This is a genomic window from Citrobacter sp. Igbk 16 (genome assembly GCF_028069755.1).
Lineage (GTDB): Bacteria > Pseudomonadota > Gammaproteobacteria > Enterobacterales > Enterobacteriaceae > Citrobacter.
In genome coordinates this window covers 50,303-77,007 of the sequence record NZ_JANEWJ010000024.1, presented here as the reverse complement: position 1 = coordinate 77,007, position 26,705 = coordinate 50,303, and the positions used below count along the sequence as shown (strand labels likewise).

Genomic DNA, 26,705 nt, shown 5'->3' with positions numbered 1-26,705 from the left:
TTTATATACCAGGTTTTGTTAAAGAGTGTTCAGGAAGACTAAGTTCTAAAAATCAATTGTTCAATGTATATATATACCATTTGCATATAAAAAGGAGACAGATCACAGAAACTAACGCTAATTTAGTTTGAATGAATACTTAATTAAATACATGCTATGTTTTAAATTAGTCATTAGTCAGTGGCTATAAATATTGTGCTGATTTCTGGCGTAGGTCAAATGGCAATTTATAGTATTTTAGCCACAACGTGAGAAGCGCTATGCAATGTTATTTATTACTTATACGTTCATGATATGTTAAATCATAACATTTTATTGTTATTTATTTGTGCCACGGTTTCTATCTTATTATTTTTGAAACGTCGGTATTATGTTGCTGACAAGAAATGAATACTATTTTATGGAAAGGTGGAAATATGAACATCAATAAGTTATCTATCAGCCAGCCAGCTCCTCGCACACCCATTAACCAACAAATTGACGTTGATAATGCGATGGTACTTTCACATAATGCAATCTATCAAAGTCTGCTCGCGACAGTGACGGACGCGGATAGCTATGAGAATCCGTTAATTACTTTAGATCCTTATGGAACTGCGCCTTTAAGTCTTTATTTAGGGATATGGGGGGCATTGAATGAAGATATAACGGTTACTGTTCAGGATAGTAAGGAGAGCACCGTTGTCGTCTCATGGACATACAGTATGCAAACTGGTGCTAACCTGGTTCCTGTTTCGGGGCTAGTTGCTGGCGAAGATAATGTCATTACCTTGATCTCCGATACGCAGATCGTCGGGCAATACACGGTAACGCCTGCAGCATTACCGCCATCGGATTCTGCGGATATTACTCTTGGCTTCCCGGTTATTACTGTAACCAAAGCCGTTGATGAATCTTCATTAGTAGCTGATGGCCTTTATTTTTCTACGTATTTTGACCGTTACAATCTGGCATTTGACCAATATGGTATCGTTCGTTGGTATGTTTCTCAGGAGATTCCTTCCTACAATTTTGTTCGAATAGACAATGGACATTTTCTGGCGACATCACAGGGTGTCAATCATTGCCTGGACATGTATGAATTTGATGTAATGGGACGAGTGTATACAGTCTATCTGCTTGATAATGAGTTTCATCACTCTATTCTGCCATTAGAGAACAATCTTGCTATTGCTCCCTCGGAGTATACCAATGGACGCCCTGACGATTATTCAACAGGCAAGGATGGTGTTTCCATTATCGATCTGACTACCGGGCTTGAAGTCGCTTATTATGATATGTTGAAAGTGATGGACTATTCACGTTCTCCACGCCCATCGGGAAGTGCGCCAGGTCAATCTGTGACGATGGATGATTGGTTGCATATCAACCAAAGCTATATTAATACGACGAACAATTTGCTGGTTTCATCCGGGCGCCACCAAAGTTCTGTTTTTGGGGTTGATGTTGAGTCGGGGCAATTGCGCTTTATTATGGCAGATCACGAGGACTGGGCCTCTGACTTTGAAGAATATCTACTTACCCCAGTTGATGAATCAGGTAATCCGTTGTTCGATTTTTCTACTCAGGAAGGAATTGATTCAGCGAACAGTGATTTCTGGACATGGGGTCAGCATAATATCGTTGAAATCCCAAATACAGAGAGTGGTATTCTGGAGTTCTTAGTGTTTGACAATGGAAATTACCGTTCCCGGGATGATGCCAAAAGTTTGCTACCGATTGATAATTTTAGCCGGGTGGTTCAGTTTAGAATCGATCTGAATACAATGACGGTATCACGTTCGTATGAATATGGTAAAGAAGAGGTGGGAAGCCGGGGATATAGCAGTTTTGTCAGTGCCAAGCATTTACTCAGTAATGGTAATCTGGTCATCCATTTTGGCGCAAGCACTATGGATGAAAATGGTCGCCCTTTATCCGCCCAGCCAGGATATAGTGATATTGTAGATCCGCTGGATGGTAGTCAGGCACTGGGTATGCTGGTACTGCAAGAAATCAATAAGGAAACCAAACAACTGCTGTTCGAGGCAACCGTAACATCGGGCTATTATAAGAATGCTGAAGTCAATGGGGATGATTATCGCTATGATATCTCAGCATTCAGAGTTTATAAATTGCCACTCTTTTAATTAGGTATAGAAAATGCGGCCATTTTATGGCCGCATGATGTTTAAATACTTGAGGCTAAGTCACTACTTGCTAATATCATCGACACGCATGGTGTGATCAGGTGTAATGTTGTTGATATGTTCCATGTAATCAACAATTGCCTGAGCAGTTTGCAGTCCCTTGATATATTTTACATTTTTACCCTTGGTGAAGGTAAACCCACCACCGCCTTTACCAATGAATGAGTCGAGCGCAACAGAGTAGTATTTATTGTCTTCCACCGGCTTGCCTTTAATATTGAATTCAACAATGCGCTGGCCTTGCGGTTTCGTACTGTCATATTTGAATTGTACGGTCTTAGAAGCATGCAGAATACCATTTTTCAGATCGGCTGCATGCGACATAATGGCTTTCAGATCTTTGCCGCTGATATCCATGCTCATCACATCATTGGTAAATGGGTACATGCTCAATACATCACCATAGGTAATATTGCCTTTTGGTAGTTCGGAACGAATACCGCCAGCATTATAGAAGGCAGCATCGGCGTAAGGCACTTTATACAACAATGCATCGGTTATTAAGTTACCTGTCGTTGCTGATTCACCATAGGAGCGGGTCAGAATTTCCGGTGAGTGGGCAACGACGCGGTCAGTAATGGCCTTAACCTTATTATTCCACTCATCAATTTTCGCTTGTGTTTGTGGATCGGGTTTGTAGGTATCTGCGTACATCGTGATGAGTTTGCCGTTGTAGCTATCCACTTTTTTCGTTTCAGGGTTCCAGTCAAGTACCAGCTTACCTAATTCAATCGTATAGGCATCAGTAGAGACGACAAGCGTATCTCCGACTTTAATCGGCTCCGGTGTACCCTTATGAGCGTGACCGGTGATAAGCACGTTCAACCCGTAACCTTCAAGCGTTTTAGCCATTTCAACATCGGTCTTCAGCGCGCGAGCAACATCATCATCACCACCACTGGACTGGCGGCCTGGGACGCCTTCATGCGCAAGAAGCACAGTGAGGTCAACTTTTCCCTTTAACTCTTCCAGCTGTTTTTTCACATAAGGAACAGGATCCCGGCAGTCCACACCTTCACGTACACCTGCTGCAATCGCTTCATAAAACGCGGAAACACCGTGCATACCAATAACACCAATTTTTAAGCCATCTTTTTCGACGATGGTATACGGTGTTTTAATCAACGGGTTTTCCGTTCCGCTGTAAAAAACGTTGTCGAGCAGCACCGGAAATTTAAGTTTGCTGAGTTGTGTGACCAAATTCTCATGCCCGTGATCAAACTCATGGTTCCCTACTGAGACGGCATCATAGGGCATAGTATTCAGTATATCGATAATGGCTTCACCTTTGGTTAAGGTGCTGATATACGGTCCGGTAAAATAGTCACCAGCGTCAAAGAAAAAAACATCTTTTTCTTTGGCTTTTGCATCTTTAACAATTTTCGAAATGGGCGCAAACCCACCAACTTCACGGGTTTTAGACACATAAGGAATAATTTCTGGAGAGACGTGGGCATGTAAATCATTGGTGTAATAGATTGTGATATCTCGGGCATCAGCGGAGAACGTTACGGCTGATGATAACCCGATACACAGAGAAAGTAATGATACTGAAAATTTCTTTTTCATATTAACCATCCATTTGTTAAATATACAACATCGATCTATGTCTAATTTATTGATAAACATATATCTAAGATTAATTTCTAACTATAGAGTTTACTTTTCTGCTGATGAATTAGAATTCAAAACCCACCAGGTAATTCATACGGTCACCATAATCCTGATACCCTAATTTATTATTGAAGTAACGATAGGATACAGAGGCTGTCCAGCGGGGCATAAATTTCCAGGTAAACGTAACGGCACCATTTAGACCCGTTTTCCCACCTTGCTGCTCTGCATAAGCATCATTACGATCCATTTCAACTTCATTCCAGTTTGAAATGGCAAATTTCTCATTAAGCATTTCGAAATTATATGCAGCAACCCAGCCAAGGACATAGCCGTTAAATCCATTAGCCTGACCGTATTTTGCAGAGTTATAGTCGCTGGATAAATTATGTATCGCGACATAAGGTTTGATAAACCATGATTTCTCTACCAGACCCAGGTAGCCTACCCCATACATCATGTTCAACTCATCACCAAATTTGTTTTCCATCGACATATAAAGTTTAGTCATTAACGTAAAATCAGACCCTTCTATCGGACGATAATGTCCAAGAAATTGAGTCGTATGGTTACGTCCTTCTACTGGATGGTTGAGTACATTCATTTCGTAAAATGAGGCGAATTCACCTCTATCAAAAACAGCGCCGAAATCAGCAACAGCTTTCCATACTTCACCTCGATCGACGTTTACAAATCCTTTATTCCAATCACCGTAGCCGAGGCTAATCTTTCCATAGACGCGTTTTAGTTCAGCAGAATGGCTATTGAAGGTGGATAAGATAACGCATGCAGCAAGTAGACTCTTAATATATATTTTATTCATGCTCAACTCCATGAGGTAAAGATACTAATAATGTGCGGAAAAAATGAGAGTCTATTGATTGGGGGTTTATTCGTGAGTGATAGATGTCGCAAAAATGTCAGTGATTGAGTGTTAACGGTGCCAGGTGTCAATTAGTGTTGTTTTTTAAATGGCAACTTGATGTTTTTTGAAAGTGTTCAGTGTTACAACAGTAACATGTATTTTTTATTCGGTATTTTATTTTTTTATCTGTTAAGTATTATTCCTTGGAGATTAATAGGTTAGCGATGAGAAAACAACATATACTGACATTAGAAGGGTAAAGGAAAATGTATCCCATAACATTTGGGATCTTCATCACTTGTTGGCGTATTCATTTCTAATAAACTTTTCTTCGCTGCATTATATAGATAAGTCTGGTATTTATATTGTTAATATGGCTTTCGTGATTAATATAATATCTGTGAATGTATATTGTTCTTTGTTTTTCTGTCGCTATTACATCGCCATGTAATAGCGAGGGTGGAAATTAAACAGAAATTTAATTTATTGGTAGATCTGTCGCGTAATTGACTATGTGATAATTCAAAGGAGTTGGAATGAAAAGAACTGTCGTTGCCAGCATGATTGGATTGGCTCTATGTGCCGGGAGTGCATTATCAACCGTACAAGCCGCTGCGGATAAACGCCCTAACTTAGTCATCATTCTTGCAGATGATTTAGGTTATGGCGATCTGGCGACTTATGGCCATCGAATCGTTAAAACGCCTAATATCGACAAACTGGCTCAGGACGGGGTGAAATTTACCGATTATTATGCGCCAGCTCCTCTGTGTTCTCCCTCTCGAGCTGGGTTGCTTACTGGCCGAATGCCGTTTCGTACAGGGATTCGCTCCTGGATCCCTGAAGGCACTAATGTTGCGTTAGGTCGAAATGAACTGACTATTGCTAACTTGCTGAAGCAACAGGGCTACGATACGGCGATGATGGGTAAGCTGCATCTTAATGCTGGTGGCGACCGTACTGACCAACCACAGGCAAAAGATATGGGCTTTGACTATGGTCTGGTCAATGCTTCCGGCTTTGTGACCGATTCTACGTTGGATAATGCCAAAGAACGTCCACGCTATGGCACCGTGCATCCCACTGGGTTTGTGCGTAATGGAAAATCGATTGGCAGAGCGGACACCTATAGCGGTGAACTGGTCAGCTCCGAAGTTGTGAACTGGCTGGATAATAAGAAAGATGATAAACCGTTCTTTCTATATGTTGCGTTTACAGAGGTTCACAGCCCACTGGCTTCACCCCAAAAATACCTTGATATGTACTCGCAATACATGAGTGATTATCAAAAACAGCATCCGGATCTGTTCTATGGTGACTGGGCAGATAAACCGTGGCGCGGTACGGGAGAGTATTACGCTAACATCAGCTATATGGATGCTCAGGTCGGTAAAGTGATGGATAAGATCAAGGCGATGGGCGAAGAAGATAACACCATTGTCATCTTTACCAGCGATAACGGACCGGTAACCCGCGAGGCACGTAAAGTGTATGAGCTGAATCTGGCGGGTGAGACCGATGGCTTGCGTGGCCGTAAAGATAACTTGTGGGAAGGTGGGATCCGCGTTCCGGCAATCATCAAATATGGCAAACATATTCCACAAGGGATGGTCTCTGATACGCCGGTTTACGGTCTTGATTGGTTGCCGACGTTGGCCAACATGATGAATTTCAAACTCCCAACAGATCGTTCCTACGATGGGCAGTCTCTGGTGCCGCTGCTTGAGCAGAAAACGTTAAACCGTGAAAAACCGCTGATCTTCGGTATTGATATGCCATTCCAGGACGACCCTACCGATGAGTGGGCTATGCGTGATGGTGACTGGAAAATGATCATCGATCGTGAGAATAAGCCGAAGTATCTCTATAACCTGAAACAGGATCGGTTTGAAACGCTTAACTTGATTGGCAAACAGCCTGATATTGAAAAACAGATGTACGGTAAATTCCTGAAGTACAAAAAGGATATTGATAACGATTCATTGATGAAAGCTCGAGGCGAGAAACCGACTCCGGTCACCTGGGGCTAGCCGGATAATAATAAAAATACAGTGTATGCCACTTAGGGCTATGCCCGCCTGGCTCAGCACTTTGGTGCTGGGCTGGGTTCTTTTATTTATGGACCTTCGCGATGCACAGGAAAAGTTGCCAGGTAATGATTAAGCCGACAGGGTCGGTATGCAATCTGGACTGTAAATACTGCTTTTACCTGGAGAAAGAAAAACTGTATCCAGACAGAAAAGGTAATTACAGGATGTCAGATTCCATGCTGGAATTATTCATCAAACAACACATTGCCGCACAGGATGTGGATGAAGTCATTTTTGCATGGCAAGGTGGAGAACCGACACTGATGGGGCGCGCATTTTATCAGCGAGCGGTTGAGTTTCAGCAACATTACGCGAGAGGGAAGAGCATTGTTAATACTTTCCAGACGAACGGTATTTTAATCGATGATGAATGGGCTGTTTTTTTCCAGCAGAATGATTTCCTGGTCGGGATCTCTGTTGATGGTGATGCCGCGCTACATGATGAATGGCGTGTGACTCGTTCGGGTAAACCGACGCACAGAAAAGTTGAACAGGCCATTGAATGTCTGGTACGCCATGGCGTCGAATTTAATACACTGACGGTTGTTAATCACACTAATATGCGTTTCCCACTGCAGGTCTATCAATACCTGAAAAGTATTGGCAGCCGATATATGCAATTTATCCCGCTCGTTGAACGATGCAGCGCTAGCGAGGATGGCAGGTTGGCACATCCTGATGATAAACAGATAACCATGATGCCGTGGTCTGTTGATTCCCTTCAGTTCGGCCACTTCCTCAATGCCATTTTTGATGTCTGGATCCGTGAGGACATTGGTAATATTGGCATACAACTCTTTGAGCAGACGCTTGGGGCCTGGTGTGGTCTACCTCCGCAAGTCTGCGTGTTTGCTCCCACATGCGGTAGTGCGTTTGCGATGGAAATGAACGGTGATGTCTATAACTGCGATCACTTTGTCTATCCACAGTACAAGTTGGGAAATATTCAGCATACGACGCTACGCGCAATGAACAATAGCGAGCAGAACCGGCAATTCGGCAATGATAAAAACCGTACAATGGCGCAAGAATGCTACTCCTGTCAGTGGCAATTTGCCTGCCATGGGGGATGCCCCAAACACCGTTTTTTACCTTCGGCCTCAGGGATGTTGAATCAGAACTATTTATGCGCTGGTTATCAGGCATTTTTTGCCCATACAGCATTGGCGATGGGGGCGATGAAGACGCTCTGTGAAAATAATATTTCACCCGCAGAGATAAAAACAATATTTGTATGACAGTAATATTCGCAGGGAGTGAATATGTTTTTCCAAATCAATGTCGATGCTTGTAAAACGCCTGAGTGCAAAAATATGGGTATCCTCAACAGCCCGGATTATTTGGTGCAAGGTAAGGACATTTTGTGCAGAGAATGTGGATTCTCATTCCCGGTCATTTCTGAACGTTCGCTCAATCTTTTCCGTCTGTCGGCTAACCTGCCCTGGAGAGGGCTAATTAAGGCTTGTCCTGGTTGTGGCAGTTCGTCATTGAAAAAGTACGGTTTTTCCGCCCAGGGAGAGGCCCGACTGTACTGTCTTCAGTGTCATAAAACCTTTGTTTTCCTTGGTCGGCATAAAGCGGATGTCCGCCAGGAAAGCCTTGCCAGACTTATCCTGGAAGGTGCCTCATTGGCAGATATCAGAACGACGCTTTCATTAGACAGCACAGGACTGAACCGTGCATTACAAAAATTATCTCGCAGCGTAAATCAATCCGAACGAGAATTCACATTTCCAGCATTCGATTTGGCCATGAGCACACGCGCTTTTCGGGTTAAATTTAACGGTGGCGACCACAGCCTGTATGTTCTGGTTACGGCAGAGGAAAGCAGTGGTAGAGTTATTGCTGTGACAACCAATTATTCCACTCAGGCTGTAGAAGAAGAATATCAGTATATTTCTGACTATGAAGAACGCCTACCATCCGGCACGCTAGCGCATCTTGTCCAACGTAAAGAACTCATGACAATGCGACGAAACACATTATTTGATGTGGATTATGGTCCCGCCGCGTTGCACAAAAACGATCCCGGAATGTTGGTAAAACCCGTCCTCCCTGCATATCGACATTTTGAGTTGGTCAAAGAACTTACAGATGAACGAACCCTTAATGTTCAGCACTACATTGATCATGAATGTTTTATATTAGGGGGATGTATGATGGCGAATTTGAAATCTATTCGACAAAGCCGTTGTCATATCTCATTTGTAAGAGAAATGGGTGACTTGCCATCGGATGCAAACTTTCCCTATCGTGTATTTCGTAGCGGTGGAATACGTAATAATGTCTGGCGTTCTTTTTCGTCTCGCGGTTATGCTAAAGCCGTATGTAATCTAACAGGGAATAAAAAAACGAGTATGCTGCGTTATGCAACCCTAACCGGAGCAACAAAATTCATCCAGTTTTTACAGGTACATCCATTTTTCTTACAACTCAGTCGTTTGTCGCCAGCAAATGTCACAATGGTATTGAATTACTTAAAGTTTGAATATAACAAAAACATCACACTATAACATATTTTCCATTGATAGTAATTGATGCCTTTTTATTATCTGATTGATGATTTTCCATGTATTTGTTTTATTGTTCCGCTGTGGAACGGTGAAATGAATACAATGGAGATTTATAATGGAAAATATTCCTGCGCAGAATCTTAAGTTACCGACTCCTCGCCCGGCAGTGAATCAGGGTATCGACACTAATAATGAGATAGTTCTCAGTCATACAGCTATTTACCAAGATTGTCTGGCGCAGATCACTGACGAGAATACACTAGATAATGCACTTATTATTCTCAATCCTTATGGCACCGCTCCCTTAAGTGCTTATGCCGGCGTTTGGAGCGATGAAGTACGCACCATTACGTTAAACATTCAGGATTTGGCGCAAAATGCGATGTTGATTACCCAAGAGGTTACGTTGAGCGTGGGGGAAAATTTGCTGCCTGTACTGGGTCTGGTGGCTGATACCGATAACCTACTTACCCTATTGGTTGACGAGGAGATCAATGCGACTTACACGATTGCAACTCAACCTTTGCCTGAAACAGATTCTGCAGATGTGCAGCTTGGGTTCCCCATTGTTAATGTGACGCAATCGGCGACTGACACAGATATGCTTGCGCCGGGCTGTTATTTTATTACACATTTCGATCGTTATAATTACGCTCTGGATCAGGATGGCGTGGTGCGCTGGTATGTTACACAAGACTTCCCATCCTTCAATTTGGTTCGTGTGGATAATGGTCATTTCCTGGCAACCTCAGAAGCCAAAAATACCTATCTGGATATGTATGAGTTTGACATGATGGGGCGGCTGTATACATTTTATATGTTGGACAACCAGTTCCACCATTCAATTTGGCAGTGGGACAGTAATACTATTGTTGCGCCCTCTGAATATACTTCTGGTCGTCCTGATTCGCTGAAAACGAATGAGGATGGCGTATCTGTGGTTGATCTTTCAACGGGACAGGAGATTGCTTATTACGATATGGCAACGATTCTGGATACCTCCCGTACAGCGCGTCCAACAGGGACCGCTCCAGGTGAAGACGCGACCGTTCAGGACTGGCTGCATATCAACCAGAGCTATGTTAATGAAACGAATAATTTGCTAATTGCCTCAGGACGCCATCAGAGTGCTGTTTTTGGTATCGATCTGGAAACTGAAGCGCTGCAGTTTATTATGTCCACGCATGAGGATTGGACAGAGGATTATCAGCCTTATCTTCTTACTCCTGTCGACAGCGAAGGCATTCCTCTTTACGACCTCAGTAATCAAGATGATGTGGATGCTGCAAACCGAGATTTTTGGTCGTGGGGGCAGCATAACGTGGTTGAGGTGGCTAATGACGAACCGGGAATTGTTGAGTTTATGGTCTTTGACAACGGTAACTTTCGCTCCCGTGAAGACAGCAAAAGTCTTCTCCCGCCAGATAACTACAGCCAGGTTGTGCATTTCATCGTTGATCTGAATTTGATGACGGTTATGCGTCCTTTCGCGTATGGGAAAGAGTTGGGATCTCGCGGTTATAGCAGCTGTGTGAGCGCTAAAGAAGTACAGCAAAACGGGAATATTGTGGTGCATTTTGGCGACTGTACGTTTGATGAAAATGGACTCGCTATTTCTTGCCAGCCGGGAGACAGTGATATTGATGACCCACGAGCGGGAAGTGAAGCAATGGGTAACTTGCTCCTGCAGGAGATCGATCCAGAGACGAAGTCGGTGCTTTTTGAAGCGACGATGACCTCCGGTTACTATAAGAGTGAAGACGTTAATGGCGCAGGTTATCGCTATGACATCACCAGTTTCCGTGTGTACAAAATGAATCTCTATGCTTAAGTGTGTGTTTTACGCTCCAGCGTGAATTTTTCTCAGCCCAACGAACAGTTGGGCTTTTTTGTTCGTAAAAACCGATCTATTCATCATGAATAATCTAATATTAACGATGAATTATGCGGAGTAAGATAGTAATTACGAAGTATTCACCCAATAGAGAGAATAAAAGTGAAACATCTACATCGTTTTTTTAGTAGCGACGCCTCGGGCGGCATAATTCTGATCATCGCTGCAGCGGTAGCCATGTTGATGGCCAATATCGGGGTCACCAGTGGATGGTACCACGCCTTTCTGGAGACGCCTGTTCAACTGCGGGTTGGCGCGCTTGAGATCAACAAAAATATGCTGTTGTGGATCAACGATGCCTTGATGGCGGTGTTTTTCCTGCTGATCGGTCTGGAAGTGAAGCGTGAGCTGATGCAGGGATCGCTTGCCAGTTTGCGTCAGGCAGCGTTCCCGATCATTGCGGCGATTGGCGGCATGATTGTCCCGGCGTTGCTGTATCTGGCATTTAACTATGCCGATCCCGTCACTCGTGAAGGGTGGGCTATCCCTGCAGCAACGGATATTGCTTTTGCGTTAGGCGTGCTGGCGCTGCTGGGCAGTCGTGTCCCGCTGGCGCTGAAAATCTTCCTGATGGCGCTGGCGATTATTGATGACCTCGGCGCCATTGTGATTATTGCATTGTTCTACACCAGCGATCTTTCACTGCTTTCGTTGGGGGTTGCCGCTCTGGCCATTGTTATTCTGGCTGCGTTGAATCTGTGTGGCGTAAGACGGACGGGTATTTACATTCTGGTCGGCGTGGTGCTGTGGACTGCGGTACTGAAATCTGGCGTGCACGCGACTCTGGCCGGGGTGATTGTGGGCTTCTTCATTCCGTTAAAGGAAAAACATGGGCGCTCACCGGCGAAGCGTCTGGAGCACGTCCTGCATCCGTGGGTGGCTTATCTGATTCTGCCGCTGTTTGCCTTTGCTAACGCAGGTGTTTCGCTGCAGGGCGTTACGCTGGATGGATTGACCTCGATTCTGCCGCTGGGAATTATCGCTGGCCTGCTCATCGGTAAGCCGCTGGGGATTAGCCTGTTCTGCTGGCTGGCGCTCCGCCTGAAGTTGGCACAGCTGCCAGAAGGCACGAATTTCCAGCAGATCATGGCGGTAGGTATTCTGTGCGGCATTGGTTTCACTATGTCGATTTTCATTGCCAGCCTGGCGTTCGGCAGCGTTGATCCAGAGCTGATTAACTGGGCAAAACTGGGGATTCTGATCGGTTCTTTGCTGTCGGCTGTGATCGGCTATTGCTGGTTACGCACTCGATTGAACGTGTCAGCCTGATCGGCTGACGCTTTTGTGACAATTTTCAGGGAGAGAGTATGTCTCATATCAATTACAACCACCTGTATTACTTCTGGCATGTGTATAAGGAAGGTTCGGTGGTTGGTGCAGCAGAAGCGCTTTATCTGACGCCACAGACCATTACCGGGCAGATTAAAGCGCTTGAGGAACGCTTACAGGGAAAACTGTTCAAGCGTAAGGGGCGCGGACTGGAGCCCAGTGAACTGGGAGAATTAGTCTTTCGCTATGCGGATAAAATGTTCACGTTAAGCCAGGAGATGCTGGATATCGTGAACTATCGCAAAGAGTCTAATTTATTGTTCGATGTCGGTGTGGCGGATGCGTTGTCTAAACAGCTGGTCAGCAGTGTGCTGGATGCCGCTGTGGTGGAAGATGAACAAATCCACCTGCGCTGCTTTGAATCTACGCACGAGATGCTGCTAGAACAGCTCAGTCAGCACAAGCTGGATATGATTATCTCAGATTGTCCGATTGATTCGACGCAGCAGGAAGGTCTGTTCTCGGTGAAAATAGGCGAGTGCTGTGTCAGTTTTTGGTGCACGAATCCCTTACCTGAGAAGCCATTTCCGGCCTGTCTTGAAGAGCGGCGATTGCTGATTCCAGGCCGTCGTTCAATGCTGGGGCGTAAGTTGCTGAACTGGATTAACTCTCAGGGGCTGAATGTTGAAATCCTCGGGGAGTTTGATGATGCCGCATTGATGAAAGCCTTCGGTGCCACGCACAATGCTATTTTCGTTGCCCCAACGCTCTATTCGAACAATTTCTATGCCGATGATTCGATTGTGGAGATTGGACGTGTGGAGAATGTGATGGAGGAATACCATGCCATTTTTGCGGAGAGAATGATCCAGCACCCGGCGGTGCAGCGTATTTGTAATGCGGACTATTCCGCGCTCTTTACGCCAGTGAGCAAATAAGCAGACATAAAAAAACCCGCTTACGCGGGTTTTTTCACAAAGCGACAACAAGCAGACGATTAAGCCAGTTTGTTGATCTGTGCAGTCAGGTTTGCTTTATGACGTGCAGCTTTGTTTTTGTGGATCAGACCTTTAGCAGCCTGACGGTCCACGATTGGTTGCATTTCGTTAAATGCTTTCAGTGCAGTAGCTTTGTCGCCAGCTTCGATAGCTGCGTATACTTTCTTGATGAAAGTACGCATCATAGAGCGACGGCTAGCGTTGTGCTTGCGGGCCTTTTCAGACTGAACGGCGCGCTTCTTAGCTGATTTGATATTAGCCAAGGTCCAACTCCCAAATGTGTTCTATATGGACAATTCAAAGGCCGAGGAATATGCCCTTTTAGCCTTCTTTTGTCAATGGATTTGTGCAAATAAGCGCCGTTTAAATTGCAGCACTCGTTGCGTAGTGATGGCGCAGGATTCTACCAGCTTGCGTGCTGTGAATACAGCTTTTCGATGAGAAAAATTGAATTGGTTTACCGGTGAAGGGCATCAATTTGTTTCATAACAATGAAAACAATCTTCTTTCTGTTTCGAGGAAACAATCGCCGGTTAACCTTGACCGCTGTACAGGGTATACTTTCACGATTTTCACTGTTTTGAGCCAGACATGAAGCTGATACGAGGCATACATAATCTCAGTCAGGCCCCGCATGGGTGTGTGCTGACTATTGGTAATTTCGACGGCGTGCACCGTGGCCACCGTGCCTTGTTGCAGGGCTTGCAGGAAGAAGGGCGCAAACGCGGTCTGCCAGTGATGGTGATGATTTTCGAGCCACAGCCGCTGGAACTGTTTGCGACGGATAAGTCACCTGCGCGACTTACCCGCCTGCGGGAAAAACTGCGTTATCTGGCCGAATGCGGCGTGGATTACGTGCTGTGCGTGCGTTTTGACAGGCGTTTCGCCGCATTAACGGCACAGACCTTTATCAGCGACCTGCTGGTGAAGCGCCTTGGTGTACAATTTCTTGCTGTTGGTGATGATTTCCGCTTTGGCGCTAGCCGCGCGGGCGATTTCTTGTTATTACAGGAAGCGGGCGCTGAGTATGGTTTTGATATCACCAGTACCCAAACCTTCTGTGAAGGCGGTGTGCGGATCAGCAGCACCGCTGTGCGTCAGGCGCTGGCAGACGATAACCTGCAACTGGCCGAAAGTTTGCTTGGACACCCTTTTACCATTTCAGGACGTGTCGTACATGGCGATGAACTGGGGCGAACTATCGGTTTCCCGACGGCAAATTTACCGCTGCGTCGCCAGGTTTCCCCAGTGAAAGGGGTATATGCGGTTGAAGTGATGGGATTGGGTGAAAAGCCTTTTCCCGGCGTAGCTAACATTGGCACCCGTCCGACGGTTGCCGGTGTACGTCAGCAGTTGGAAGTGCATCTACTGGATGTTGCAATGGACCTCTACGGTCGCCATATAGATGTAGTACTGCGTAAAAAGATACGCAACGAACAGCGATTTGCTTCGCTGGATGAACTAAAAGCGCAGATTGCGCGTGATGAGTTAACTGCCCGCGATTTTTTTGGGCTAACAAAACCGGCTTAATGCCTATACGAGTTTTAAATACGGAACCGAGAATCTGATGAGTGACTATAAATCAACCCTGAATTTGCCGGAAACAGGGTTCCCGATGCGCGGCGATCTCGCCAAGCGTGAACCGGGAATGCTGGCGCGTTGGACTGATGATGACCTGTACGGCATCATTCGTGCGGCCAAAAAAGGCAAAAAAACCTTCATTCTGCATGATGGCCCTCCTTATGCGAATGGCAGCATTCATATTGGTCACTCGGTTAACAAGATTCTGAAAGACATTATCGTGAAGTCCAAAGGACTCACGGGTTATGACTCGCCTTACGTTCCGGGCTGGGACTGCCACGGTCTGCCTATCGAGCTGAAAGTGGAGCAGGAATACGGTAAACCCGGTGAGAAGTTCACCGCTGCGGAGTTCCGTGCTAAGTGCCGCGAATATGCTGCAACGCAGGTTGACGGTCAGCGTAAAGACTTTATTCGTCTTGGCGTGCTGGGCGACTGGTCGCATCCGTATCTGACCATGGACTTCAAAACTGAAGCCAACATTATTCGTGCGTTGGGCAAAATCATCGGTAACGGCCACCTGCATAAAGGCGCGAAACCCGTGCACTGGTGCGTTGACTGTCGTTCTGCGCTGGCGGAAGCGGAAGTTGAGTATTATGACAAAACGTCTCCATCTATCGACGTTGCGTTCCATGCGGCCGACCCGGACGCAGTAAAAGCAAAATTTGGCGTCTCTGATGTCAATGGCCCAATCTCTCTGGTTATCTGGACCACCACCCCGTGGACGTTACCGGCTAACCGTGCGATCTCTCTGGCACCTGACTTTGACTATGCGCTGGTACAGATGGACGGCCAGGCGGTAATTCTGGCAAAAGATCTGGTTGAAAGCGTAATGCAACGTATTGGCGCGGCTGAATACACTATCCTTGGCACCGTAAAAGGCGCTGAGCTGGAACTGCTGCGCTTTACCCATCCGTTTATGGGCTTTGACGTGCCGGCTATCCTTGGCGATCACGTTACGCTGGATGCGGGTACCGGTGCGGTCCATACCGCTGGCGGCCACGGCCCGGATGACTACGTCATCAGCCAGAAATACGGTCTGGAAATCGCTAACCCGGTTGGCCCGGACGGCGCATACCTGGCGGGCACCTACCCGGAACTCGATGGTGTGAACGTCTTTAAAGCTAACGACAAAATTGTTGCGCTGCTGAGTGAAAAAGGCGCGCTGCTGCACGTTGAGAAGATGCAGCACAGCTATCCATGCTGCTGGCGTCACAAGTCGCCGATCATCTTCCGCGCAACTCCGCAGTGGTTCGTCAGCATGGATCAGAAAGGCCTGCGTGCGCAGTCGCTGAAAGAGATCAAAGGCGTACAGTGGATCCCTGACTGGGGCCAGGCGCGTATTGAATCGATGGTTGCTAACCGTCCTGACTGGTGTATCTCCCGTCAGCGTACGTGGGGCGTGCCGATGTCTCTGTTTGTCCACAAAGACACCGAAGAGCTGCACCCGCGCGCTATCGAACTGATGGAAGAAGTTGCCAAACGCGTTGAGATAGACGGTATCCAGGCGTGGTGGGATCTCGACCCGAAAGATATCCTCGGCGATGAAGCTGATCAGTACGTCAAAGTACCGGATACGCTGGACGTGTGGTTTGACTCCGGTTCAACCCATTCATCCGTCGTTGACGTGCGTCCTGAGTTTGCAGGGCATGCGGCAGATATGTATCTGGAAGGCTCTGACCAGCACCGTGGTTGGTTCATGTCTTCTTTGATGATCTCCACCGCAATGAAAGGCAAAGCGCCTTACCGTCAGGTACTGACCCATGGTTTCACCGTTGATGGTCAGGGCCGTAAGATGTCCAAGTCTATCGGTAACACCGTTTCTCCGCAGGATGTGATGAACAAACTGGGCGCGGATATTCTGCGTCTGTGGGTGGCATCGACCGACTATACCGGTGAAATGGCTGTTTCCGATGAAATTCTGAAACGTGCTGCTGACAGCTATCGTCGTATCCGTAACACCGCGCGCTTCCTGCTGGCGAACCTGAACGGGTTCGATCCGGTTAAAGATATGGTGAAACCGGAAGATATGGTGGTACTGGACAGGTGGGCGGTAGGTTGTGCGCAGGCGGCTCAGGAAGAGATCCTGAAAGCTTACGAAGCCTATGACTTCCACGAAGTGGTACAGCGTCTGATGCGCTTCTGCTCCGTAGAAATGGGGTCGTTCTACCTTGATATCATCAAAGACCGTCAGTACACCGCGAAAGCGGAAAGCCGGGCGCGTCGTAGCTGCCAGACTGCGCTGTTCCATATTGCGGAAGCGCTGGTTCGTTGGATGGCACCGATCATGTCCTTCACCGCAGACGAAATCTGGGGTTACCTGCCGGGTTCCCGCGAGAAATACGTCTTCACTGGTGAATGGTACGACGGTCTGTTTGGCTTAGGCGAAACCGAAGCCATGAACGACGCATTCTGGGACGAGCTGCTGAAAGTACGTGGCGAAGTGAACAAGGTTATCGAGCAGGCGCGTGCGGATAAGAAAGTCGGCGGTTCTCTGGAAGCGGCAGTGACCCTGTACGCCGAACCTGAACTGGCGGCGAAACTGACCGCACTAGGCGAAGAGTTGCGTTTTGTCCTGTTGACCTCCGGTGCGACTGTTGCGGATTATGCCGCAGCACCTGCTGATGCTCAGCAGAGCGAATTGCTCAAAGGGCTGAAGATCGTACTGAGTAAAGCCGAAGGTGAGAAGTGCCCGCGCTGCTGGCATTACACCACTGACGTCGGCCAGGTGGCGGAACATGCAGATATCTGCGGACGCTGTGTCAGCAACATCGCCGGTGATGGCGAACAACGTAAGTTTGCCTGATGAGTAAGCCTCTTTGTTCAACAGGGCTACGCTGGCTGTGGCTGGTGGTAGCCGTGCTGATTATTGACTTAGGCAGCAAATACCTGATCCTCCAGAACTTTGCTCTGGGGGATACGGTGTCGCTGTTCCCGTCGCTTAATCTGCACTATGCACGTAACTACGGTGCGGCGTTCAGCTTCTTAGCCGATAGCGGTGGCTGGCAGCGTTGGTTCTTTGCCGGCATTGCCATCGGTATTTGCGTCATCCTGATGGTGATGATGTATCGCTCGAAGGCGACGCAGAAGCTGAATAACATCGCGTATGCGTTAATCATTGGCGGTGCGCTGGGCAACTTGTTCGACCGCCTGTGGCACGGCTTTGTGGTTGATATGATTGACTTTTACGTCGGAGACTGGCATTTCGCGACCTTCAACCTGGCAGATACGGCGATTTGTATCGGCGCGGCGTTGATTGTTCTTGAAGGCTTCTTACCGTCGAAAGAGAAAAAAGCCGCATAAAAAATGCCGGATGGCGCTATGCTAATCCGGCCTACAATATACTGCGATCCTTGTAGGCCCGGTAAGCGTAGCGCCACCGGGCAAACAGTCGGCAGCAATTTTAAAGAGCAACCTGCATGTCTAAATCAGTACAGAGTAACAGTGCGGTGCTGGTGCACTTCACCCTCAAGCTCGACGATGGCTCCACCGCAGAGTCAACCCGCAATAACGGCAAGCCTGCGCTGTTTCGCCTGGGCGATGGTTCTCTGTCTGAAGGACTGGAGCAGCACCTGCTGGGGTTAAAAGAGGGCGATAAAACCACGTTCTCCCTGGAACCGGATGCGGCCTTTGGCATCACCAGCCCGGACTTAATTCAGTACTTCTCGCGTCGGGAATTTATGGACGCGGGTGAGCCAGAAATTGGCGCAATCATGCTCTTTACCGCAATGGACGGCAGTGAGATGCCAGGTGTTATCCGCGAAATCAACGGTGATTCGATCACGGTTGATTTCAACCATCCGCTGGCTGGGCATACCGTTCATTTTGATATTGAAGTGCTGGAAGTCGAACCAGTACTGGAGGCGTAAAATGCAGATCCTGTTGGCCAACCCGCGCGGTTTCTGCGCTGGCGTAGACCGCGCTATCAGCATTGTAGAAAACGCGCTGGCTATTTACGGCGCGCCGATTTATGTCCGTCACGAAGTGGTGCATAACCGCTACGTGGTGGATAGCCTGCGTGAGCGCGGCGCTATTTTTATTGAGCAAATCAGTGAAGTGCCAGACGGCTCAATTTTGATTTTCTCAGCCCACGGCGTATCTCAGGCAGTGCGTAACGAAGCCAAAGGCCGCGACCTTACAGTTTTTGATGCGACCTGTCCGTTGGTGACCAAGGTGCACATGGAAGTCGCCCGGGCCAGCCGTCGCGGCGAAGAGTCGATCCTGATCGGTCACGCCGGGCACCCGGAAGTTGAAGGTACGATGGGCCAATACAGCAACCCGCAAGGGGGGATGTATCTGGTTGAATCACCGGAAGATGTGCTGAAACTGGACGTGAAAAATGAAGGTAAACTTTCCTTCATGACGCAGACCACGCTCTCCGTTGACGATACTTCGGATGTCATCGACGCGCTGCGCCAACGCTTCCCGAAAATCGTCGGGCCGCGAAAAGACGATATCTGCTATGCCACCACTAACCGTCAGGAAGCGGTACGTGCGCTGGCGGAGCTGGCGGATGTTGTGTTGGTTGTCGGCTCGAAAAACTCGTCTAACTCTAACCGTCTGGCTGAACTGGCGCAGCGGATGGGGAAAGCCGCGTATCTGATTGATGATGCGACTGATATCCAGGAAGAGTGGGTGAAAGCCGCGAAATGTGTGGGCGTAACGGCCGGTGCTTCGGCACCCGATATTCTGGTTCAGAATGTGATTGCTCGTCTGCAGGAGTTGGGCGGTGGAGAAGCTATCCCGCTTGAAGGCCGTGAAGAGAATATCGTTTTCGAAGTGCCTAAAGAACTGCGTGTGGATGTTCGTGAAGTAGAGTAAGTCTTTCACGTCACGATTATGCGAAGATGCCAGACTTAACGTCTGGCATTTTTTTTGGAGAAACCATGCGCTTACCGATCATTCTTGATACCGATCCCGGCATTGATGATGCCGCTGCAATTGCCGCTGCGTTGTTTGCCCCTGAGTTGGATCTACAACTAATGACCACGGTAGCAGGCAATGTTTCGGTGGAAAAAACCACCCGTAACGCATTGCAGTTGCTGCATTTCTGGAATGCGGATATTCCCCTGGCGCAGGGCGCATCCATGCCGCTGGTGCGCCCGTTGCGCGATGCTGCTTCTGTACACGGGGAGTCCGGCATGGAAGGGTACGAGTTTGTCGAGCACGACCGCCAGCCGCTGGCAAAACCTGCTTTTCAGGCCATTCGTGACGCGCTGATGCATGCCCCACAACCGGTGACGTTGGTCGCCATTGGCCCCTTAACGAATATTGCGTTGCTCCTCACTCATTATCCTGAATGCGTATTCAACATTCAGCGTCTGGTGATTATGGGTGGTTCGGCCGGGCGCGGGAACTTCACGCCAAACGCTGAGTTTAATATTGCTATCGACCCGGAAGCGGCAGCGAAAGTATTCCAGAGTGGGCTGGAGATTGTAATGTGCGGGCTGGACGTGACCAACCAGGCCATGCTTGCGCCGGATTATCTGGCGACGTTACCAGGGCTTAATCAGACCGGAAAAATGCTGCATGCGCTGTTCAGTCATTACCGTAGCGGTAGCATGAATACGGGGCTGCGAATGCACGACCTCTGTGCGATTGCCTGGCTGGTGCGCCCGGATCTCTTTACGCTCAAGCCCTGTTTTGTCGCCGTTGAAACGCAGGGGGAATATACCGCTGGTACAACGGTAGTAGATATCGAAGGGCGGTTGGGGCAACCCGCTAATGCCCAGGTGGCACTGGGGCTGAACGTTGAGGGATTCCAGCAGTGGGTGGCGCACGTTCTGGCACTGGCCCCCTGATTTCCACGCTATATAACGATATGACGCTGCTTATTCCGTGGCGTCATGCCTTTTACTGATATCTTTCCCTGTTTATCATTAAATTCTAATTATCGACGTTTTCGGCTGGCGGCGCAGCGATACGCTGGTTAATCTGAAAACGATTTACGTAAAATTAACAAAAGAGAATAGCTATGCATGATGCACAAATCCGCGTTGCCATCGCGGGAGCCGGAGGACGCATGGGGCGTCAGTTGATTCAGGCCACGCTGGGTATGGATGGCGTACAGCTTGGTGCGGCGCTGGAACGTGAAGGCTCTTCCTTACTGGGTAGCGATGCCGGGGAACTGGCGGGCGCAGGAAAGACGGGCGTGACCGTGCAAAGCAGCCTTGAAGCGATAAAAGATGATTTTGATGTTTTTATCGATTTTACCCGTCCTGAAGGTACGCTGACACATCTGGCGTTTTGTCGCCAGCACGGCAAAGGCATGGTAATTGGTACCACTGGTTTTGATGATGCGGGAAAACAGGCTATTCACGATGCCGCACAGGATATTGGCATCGTCTTCGCCGCTAACTTTAGCGTCGGCGTTAACGTCATGCTGAAGTTGCTGGAGAAAGCCGCGAAAGTCATGGGTGACTATACCGACATTGAAATTATTGAAGCTCACCACCGCCATAAAGTGGATGCGCCGTCTGGTACCGCGCTGGCGATGGGGGAGGCGATAGCCGGGGCACTGGATAAAGATTTAAAAGACTGTGCCGTCTATGCGCGTGAAGGTTATACCGGTGAACGTGTGCCGGGCACTATCGGTTTTGCTACGGTGCGTGCGGGAGATATCGTTGGGGAACATACCGCGATGTTTGCTGATATTGGTGAGCGCATCGAGATTACGCATAAAGCCTCCAGTCGTATGACATTCGCCAACGGTGCTGTGAGATCGGCTATTTGGCTGAAATCTAAATCAAATGGTCTTTTTGATATGCGAGATGTGCTTGATTTACGCAATTTGTAAGGTTTATTACCCTTCGTGATGTGGTTATTGTAGTCATAATTATTTGATTACATAGGGCAATATTTTATTGCCCTTTATTTTATATATTTGATGTTGTTTTTAAATTGAGTTCCTTGTTTTTATAAGTTTCATTGTCTTTTTTTGTTGGTTAAATGTAAATTTTGACCATTTGGTCTACTTTTTATCTCTTGTTTCTGAGATTTGATACTCTTCCTGCTCCGCAAGCGTTTTCCACTCTAAGTTAGTTGATCTTTTTGATGCCTGGAGGCGGGTTAATTCGTCAATGGCGCAAAATAATAATAAAAATTGTCCTTTTGGGTAGACTTTTACGTGGGCTATCTCTAGAATGCCGCCGTTTGCCAGAAATCCATAGGTAAGCAAATTTGCATTGATTCATGGTGTGTTAATGAATTAATATGCAAATAAAGTGAGTGAATATTCTCTGGAGGGTGTTTTGATTAAGTCAGCGCTATTGGTTCTGGAAGACGGAACCCAGTTTCACGGTCGGGCCATAGGGGCAACAGGTTCGGCGGTTGGGGAAGTCGTTTTCAATACTTCAATGACCGGTTATCAAGAAATCCTCACTGATCCTTCCTATTCCCGCCAAATCGTCACTCTTACTTATCCTCATATCGGTAATGTCGGCACCAATGAAGCCGATGCAGAATCTTCTCAGGTACATGCGCAAGGCCTGGTCATTCGCGACCTGCCGCTGATTGCCAGCAACTTCCGCGATACTGAAGACCTTTCTTCTTACCTGAAGCGCCATAACATCGTGGCGATTGCCGATATCGATACCCGTAAGCTGACGCGCCTGCTGCGTGAAAAGGGCGCACAGAACGGCTGCATTATTGCGGGTGACAACCCGGATGCGGCACTGGCGCTGGAAAAAGCCAAAGCATTTCCGGGCCTGAACGGTATGGATCTGGCGAAAGAAGTGACCACTGCGGAGCCGTATAGCTGGACGCAGGGTAGCTGGACGCTGGCAGGTGACTTACCGGAAGCAAAATCTGCTGATGAACTCCCGTTCCACGTTGTGGCTTATGATTTTGGTGCCAAGCGCAACATTCTGCGTATGTTAGCGGATCGCGGTTGCCGCCTGACGGTAGTACCGGCGCAGACCTCTGCAGAAGAGGTCCTGAAGATGAATCCGGACGGTATCTTCTTGTCCAACGGTCCTGGCGACCCGGCACCGTGCGATTACGCGATTACCGCGATTCAGAAATTCCTCGAAACTGATATTCCGGTATTTGGCATCTGCCTCGGCCATCAACTGCTGGCGCTGGCGAGCGGTGCCAAAACCATCAAGATGAAGTTTGGCCACCACGGCGGCAACCATCCGGTGAAAGATATTGATAACAATACCGTGATGATCACCGCGCAGAACCACGGTTTTGCGGTTGATGAGGCCTCCATGCCTGCCAACCTACGCGTGACCCACAAGTCACTGTTCGACGGCACCCTGCAGGGGATTCATCGTACCGATAAACCGGCATTCAGCTTCCAGGGACACCCGGAGGCGAGCCCAGGTCCGCACGACGCTGCGCCGTTGTTTGACCACTTTATCGAGCTTATTGAGCAATACCGTCAGTCCGCGAAATAATCAGGAGTATAAGAGCCATGCCAAAACGTACAGACATAAAAAGTATCCTGATTCTGGGCGCGGGCCCGATTGTAATCGGTCAGGCGTGTGAGTTTGACTATTCCGGTGCGCAGGCGTGTAAAGCGCTGCGTGAAGAGGGTTACCGCGTCATTCTGGTGAACTCCAACCCGGCAACCATCATGACCGACCCGGAAATGGCCGATGCAACCTATATCGAGCCGATTCACTGGGAAGTGGTACGCAAAATTATCGAAAAAGAGCGCCCGGATGCGGTGCTGCCGACTATGGGCGGCCAGACGGCGCTGAACTGTGCGCTGGAACTGGAACGTCAGGGCGTACTGGCTGAGTTCGGCGTGACCATGATTGGCGCGACGGCAGATGCTATTGATAAAGCAGAAGACCGTCGTCGCTTCGACATCGCGATGAAGAAAATCGGCCTCGACACTGCGCGTTCAGGCATCGCCCACACCATGGAAGAAGCATTGGCGGTTGCCGCTGATGTTGGCTTCCCGTGCATTATCCGTCCCAGCTTCACCATGGGCGGCACCGGCGGCGGTATCGCCTATAACCGCGAAGAGTTCGAAGAAATCTGCGAACGCGGTCTGGATCTCTCCCCAACCAACGAGCTGCTGATTGATGAATCGCTGATTGGTTGGAAAGAGTACGAGATGGAAGTGGTGCGTGATAAAAACGACAACTGCATCATCGTCTGCTCCATCGAAAACTTCGACGCGATGGGTATCCATACCGGCGACTCCATCACCGTTGCCCCAGCGCAGACACTGACCGACAAAGAATATCAAATCATGCGTAACGCCTCGATGGCGGTGCTGCGTGAAATCGGTGTGGAAACCGGTGGTTCCAACGTGCAATTTGCGGTGAATCCGAAAAATGGTCGCCTGATTGTCATCGAAATGAACCCGCGTGTATCCCGTTCCTCAGCGCTGGCGTCTAAAGCAACGGGCTTCCCGATTGCGAAAGTAGCGGCGAAACTGGCGGTGGGTTACACCCTCGATGAGCTGATGAACGACATCACTGGCGGTCGTACTCCGGCATCTTTCGAGCCGTCCATCGACTACGTTGTGACGAAGATTCCACGTTTTAACTTCGAGAAATTTGCGGGCGCAAACGACCGTCTGACGACCCAGATGAAATCTGTTGGTGAAGTGATGGCGATTGGCCGCACCCAGCAGGAATCCTTGCAGAAAGCGCTGCGTGGCCTGGAAGTGGGCGCGACCGGTTTTGACCCGAAAGTAAGCCTGGATGACCCGGAAGCACTGACTAAAATCCGCCGTGAGCTGAAAGACGCAGGCGCTGAGCGTATCTGGTACATCGCTGATGCGTTCCGTGCTGGCCTGTCCGTCGATGGTGTGTTCAACCTGACCAACATTGACCGCTGGTTCCTGGTGCAGATTGAAGAGCTGGTGCGTCTGGAAGAAAAAGTGGCGGACGTGGGCATTAACGGCCTCGACGCTGACTTCCTGCGTATGCTTAAACGCAAAGGCTTCGCCGATGCGCGTCTGGCTAAACTGGCTGGCGTGCGCGAAGCAGAAATTCGCAAACTGCGTGAACAGTATAAGCTGCACCCGGTTTACAAGCGCGTTGACACCTGTGCCGCAGAATTTGCTACCGATACTGCTTACATGTACTCCACGTATGAAGAAGAGTGTGAAGCGAATCCGTCCGTAGACCGCGATAAAATTATGGTTCTGGGTGGTGGTCCGAACCGTATCGGCCAGGGGATTGAATTCGACTACTGCTGTGTACACGCTTCATTGGCGCTGCGTGAAGACGGTTACGAGACCATCATGGTCAACTGTAACCCGGAAACCGTTTCAACCGACTACGACACGTCTGACCGTCTGTACTTCGAGCCGGTGACGCTGGAAGATGTGCTGGAAATCGTGCGTATCGAGAAGCCGAAAGGCGTTATCGTTCAGTACGGTGGTCAGACTCCGCTGAAACTGGCTCGTGCGCTGGAAGCTGCAGGTGTTCCGGTTATCGGTACCAGCCCGGATGCGATTGACCGTGCCGAAGACCGTGAACGTTTCCAGCAGGCGGTTGACCGTCTGAAGCTGAAGCAACCGGCCAACGCCACCGTAACCGCTATCGAGCAAGCTGTTGAGAAAGCAAAAGAAATCGGTTATCCGTTGGTGGTGCGTCCGTCCTACGTTCTCGGCGGCCGCGCGATGGAAATTGTCTACGACGAAGCCGACCTGCGTCGTTACTTCCAGACGGCAGTTAGCGTGTCCAACGACGCGCCAGTGCTGCTGGATCGCTTCCTCGACGATGCGGTAGAAGTTGACGTGGATGCCATTTGTGACGGTGAAATGGTGCTGATTGGCGGCATCATGGAACACATCGAACAGGCGGGCGTGCACTCTGGTGACTCCGCATGTTCTCTGCCTGCTTATACGCTGAGTCAGGAAATTCAGGACGTCATGCGTCAACAGGTGCAGAAACTGGCCTTCGAACTGCAGGTGCGTGGCCTGATGAACGTCCAGTTTGCCGTGAAGAACAACGAAGTTTACCTGATTGAAGTTAACCCACGTGCAGCGCGTACTGTACCGTTCGTCTCTAAAGCCACTGGTGTACCGCTGGCGAAAGTGGCGGCACGTGTGATGGCGGGTAAAACATTGGCACAGCAGGGCGTAACCAAAGAAATTATCCCGCCGTACTACTCCGTGAAAGAAGTGGTGCTGCCGTTCAACAAATTCCCAGGTGTTGACCCGCTGTTAGGGCCAGAAATGCGCTCTACCGGTGAAGTCATGGGCGTGGGGCGTACCTTTGCCGAAGCGTTCGCTAAGGCACAGTTGGGCAGCAGTTCTACCATGAAAAAACAGGGCCGTGCGCTGCTCTCCGTACGTGAAGGCGATAAAGAACGTGTAGTAGACCTGGCGGCGAAACTGTTGAAGTTTGGTTTCGAGCTGGATGCTACACACGGCACGGCGATTGTGCTGGGTGAAGCGGGTATTAATCCACGTTTGGTAAACAAAGTGCATGAAGGCCGTCCGCACATTCAGGACCGTATCAAGAATGGCGAATACACCTACATCATCAACACCACTGAAGGTCGTCAGGCGATTGAGGACTCCAAGCTGATTCGCCGCAGCGCGCTGCAGTATAAGGTGCATTACGACACAACGCTGAACGGCGGTTTTGCCACGGCGATGGCGTTGAATGCAGATGCGACCGAGAAGGTGACTTCTGTCCAGGAAATGCACGCGCAGATCAAAAAGTCATAAAAAATAGGTTCGGTGATAATTGCGTTAACCTGACCAGCAATATAATTTTGA

General features: G+C 48.6%; 19 protein-coding genes and 1 pseudogene. 17 read left to right on the top strand and 3 right to left on the bottom strand.

The features are described from left to right. Positions 1 to 416: 416 nt before the first annotated feature. On the top strand, positions 417 to 2,129 hold the full coding sequence (locus NNO03_RS16070; protein ID WP_271449991.1) for an aryl-sulfate sulfotransferase: 1,713 nt from the start codon (positions 417 to 419) through the stop codon (positions 2,127 to 2,129). A gap of 63 nt (positions 2,130 to 2,192) precedes the next feature. Here NNO03_RS16070 and NNO03_RS16065 read toward each other — a convergent pair whose 3' ends face one another. After that, complete coding sequence (locus NNO03_RS16065) at positions 2,193 to 3,767, bottom strand: bifunctional UDP-sugar hydrolase/5'-nucleotidase (RefSeq protein ID WP_271449990.1); 1,575 nt, start codon at positions 3,765 to 3,767, stop codon at positions 2,193 to 2,195. Positions 3,768 to 3,867: 100 nt separating this feature from the next. Further along, complete coding sequence (locus NNO03_RS16060; RefSeq protein ID WP_271442878.1) at positions 3,868 to 4,626, bottom strand: outer membrane protein OmpK; 759 nt, start codon at positions 4,624 to 4,626, stop codon at positions 3,868 to 3,870. Positions 4,627 to 5,204: 578 nt separating this feature from the next. Between NNO03_RS16060 and NNO03_RS16055 the strand changes: the two genes are divergently transcribed. The 6 genes from NNO03_RS16055 to nhaR all read left to right on the top strand — a co-directional run bounded on the left by NNO03_RS16055 (position 5,205) and on the right by nhaR (position 13,372). Then, positions 5,205 to 6,698 (top strand): sulfatase, encoded by a 1,494-nt coding sequence (locus NNO03_RS16055; RefSeq protein WP_271440447.1) that lies wholly within the window; start codon positions 5,205 to 5,207, stop codon positions 6,696 to 6,698. Positions 6,699 to 6,799: 101 nt separating this feature from the next. Beyond that, a complete protein-coding gene (locus NNO03_RS16050) occupies positions 6,800 to 7,996 on the top strand; it encodes an anaerobic sulfatase maturase (RefSeq protein WP_271449989.1) in 1,197 nt (398 codons plus the stop codon). Positions 7,997 to 8,020: 24 nt separating this feature from the next. Continuing rightward, a complete protein-coding gene (locus NNO03_RS16045) occupies positions 8,021 to 9,271 on the top strand; it encodes a cytoplasmic protein (RefSeq protein ID WP_271449988.1) in 1,251 nt (416 codons plus the stop codon). Between the two features lie 115 nt (positions 9,272 to 9,386). Beyond that, the gene (locus NNO03_RS16040; protein ID WP_271449987.1) at positions 9,387 to 11,102 is read left to right on the top strand and encodes an aryl-sulfate sulfotransferase; all 1,716 of its coding nucleotides are present in this window, start codon (positions 9,387 to 9,389) and stop codon (positions 11,100 to 11,102) included. Positions 11,103 to 11,267: 165 nt separating this feature from the next. Then, positions 11,268 to 12,434, top strand: coding sequence for a Na+/H+ antiporter NhaA (gene nhaA, locus NNO03_RS16035; protein WP_271440451.1), 1,167 nt, complete (start codon positions 11,268 to 11,270; stop codon positions 12,432 to 12,434). Positions 12,435 to 12,472: 38 nt separating this feature from the next. Further along, positions 12,473 to 13,372, top strand: coding sequence for a transcriptional activator NhaR (gene nhaR / locus NNO03_RS16030; RefSeq protein WP_137383775.1), 900 nt, complete (start codon positions 12,473 to 12,475; stop codon positions 13,370 to 13,372). 59 nt (positions 13,373 to 13,431) lie between these two features. Here nhaR and rpsT read toward each other — a convergent pair whose 3' ends face one another. Beyond that, positions 13,432 to 13,695 (bottom strand): 30S ribosomal protein S20, encoded by a 264-nt coding sequence (rpsT, locus tag NNO03_RS16025; protein WP_003018940.1) that lies wholly within the window; start codon positions 13,693 to 13,695, stop codon positions 13,432 to 13,434. Between the two features lie 105 nt (positions 13,696 to 13,800). On the opposite strand from rpsT, the pseudogene NNO03_RS16020 reads away from it, so the two are divergent. The 10 genes and pseudogenes from NNO03_RS16020 to carB all read left to right on the top strand — a co-directional run bounded on the left by NNO03_RS16020 (position 13,801) and on the right by carB (position 26,654). After that, positions 13,801 to 14,016, top strand: a pseudogene (locus tag NNO03_RS16020) (DUF2575 domain-containing protein). Positions 14,017 to 14,023: 7 nt separating this feature from the next. Beyond that, positions 14,024 to 14,962, top strand: a complete 939-nt coding sequence (gene ribF, locus NNO03_RS16015; RefSeq protein ID WP_271440452.1) for a bifunctional riboflavin kinase/FAD synthetase — start codon at positions 14,024 to 14,026, stop codon at positions 14,960 to 14,962. A gap of 37 nt (positions 14,963 to 14,999) precedes the next feature. Next, on the top strand, positions 15,000 to 17,816 hold the full coding sequence (gene ileS, locus NNO03_RS16010; RefSeq protein ID WP_271449986.1) for an isoleucine--tRNA ligase: 2,817 nt from the start codon (positions 15,000 to 15,002) through the stop codon (positions 17,814 to 17,816). Next, positions 17,816 to 18,313: a signal peptidase II gene (gene lspA / locus NNO03_RS16005; RefSeq protein WP_048212740.1), complete on the top strand. Its 498-nt coding sequence runs from the start codon at positions 17,816 to 17,818 to the stop codon at positions 18,311 to 18,313. The genes ileS and lspA overlap by 1 nt, the downstream gene beginning before the upstream one ends. Before the next feature lie 116 nt (positions 18,314 to 18,429). Beyond that, on the top strand, positions 18,430 to 18,879 hold the full coding sequence (gene fkpB, locus NNO03_RS16000) for an FKBP-type peptidyl-prolyl cis-trans isomerase (RefSeq protein ID WP_137383771.1): 450 nt from the start codon (positions 18,430 to 18,432) through the stop codon (positions 18,877 to 18,879). A 1-nt stretch (position 18,880) separates the two neighbouring features. Further along, on the top strand, positions 18,881 to 19,831 hold the full coding sequence (ispH, locus tag NNO03_RS15995; RefSeq protein ID WP_271440455.1) for a 4-hydroxy-3-methylbut-2-enyl diphosphate reductase: 951 nt from the start codon (positions 18,881 to 18,883) through the stop codon (positions 19,829 to 19,831). 65 nt (positions 19,832 to 19,896) lie between these two features. Beyond that, on the top strand, positions 19,897 to 20,811 hold the full coding sequence (gene rihC, locus NNO03_RS15990; RefSeq protein WP_271449985.1) for a ribonucleoside hydrolase RihC: 915 nt from the start codon (positions 19,897 to 19,899) through the stop codon (positions 20,809 to 20,811). Between the two features lie 173 nt (positions 20,812 to 20,984). Next, entirely contained in the window at positions 20,985 to 21,806 is an 822-nt protein-coding gene (dapB, locus tag NNO03_RS15985; protein WP_271449984.1) for a 4-hydroxy-tetrahydrodipicolinate reductase, read from the top strand. 454 nt (positions 21,807 to 22,260) lie between these two features. Next, entirely contained in the window at positions 22,261 to 23,409 is a 1,149-nt protein-coding gene (gene carA, locus NNO03_RS15980; RefSeq protein ID WP_271440458.1) for a glutamine-hydrolyzing carbamoyl-phosphate synthase small subunit, read from the top strand. A 17-nt stretch (positions 23,410 to 23,426) separates the two neighbouring features. Next, positions 23,427 to 26,654 carry a carbamoyl-phosphate synthase large subunit gene (gene carB / locus NNO03_RS15975; protein ID WP_271449983.1) on the top strand — a complete coding sequence of 1,076 codons (3,228 nt, stop codon included), beginning with the start codon at positions 23,427 to 23,429 and terminating at the stop codon, positions 26,652 to 26,654. Positions 26,655 to 26,705: the final 51 nt, after the last annotated feature.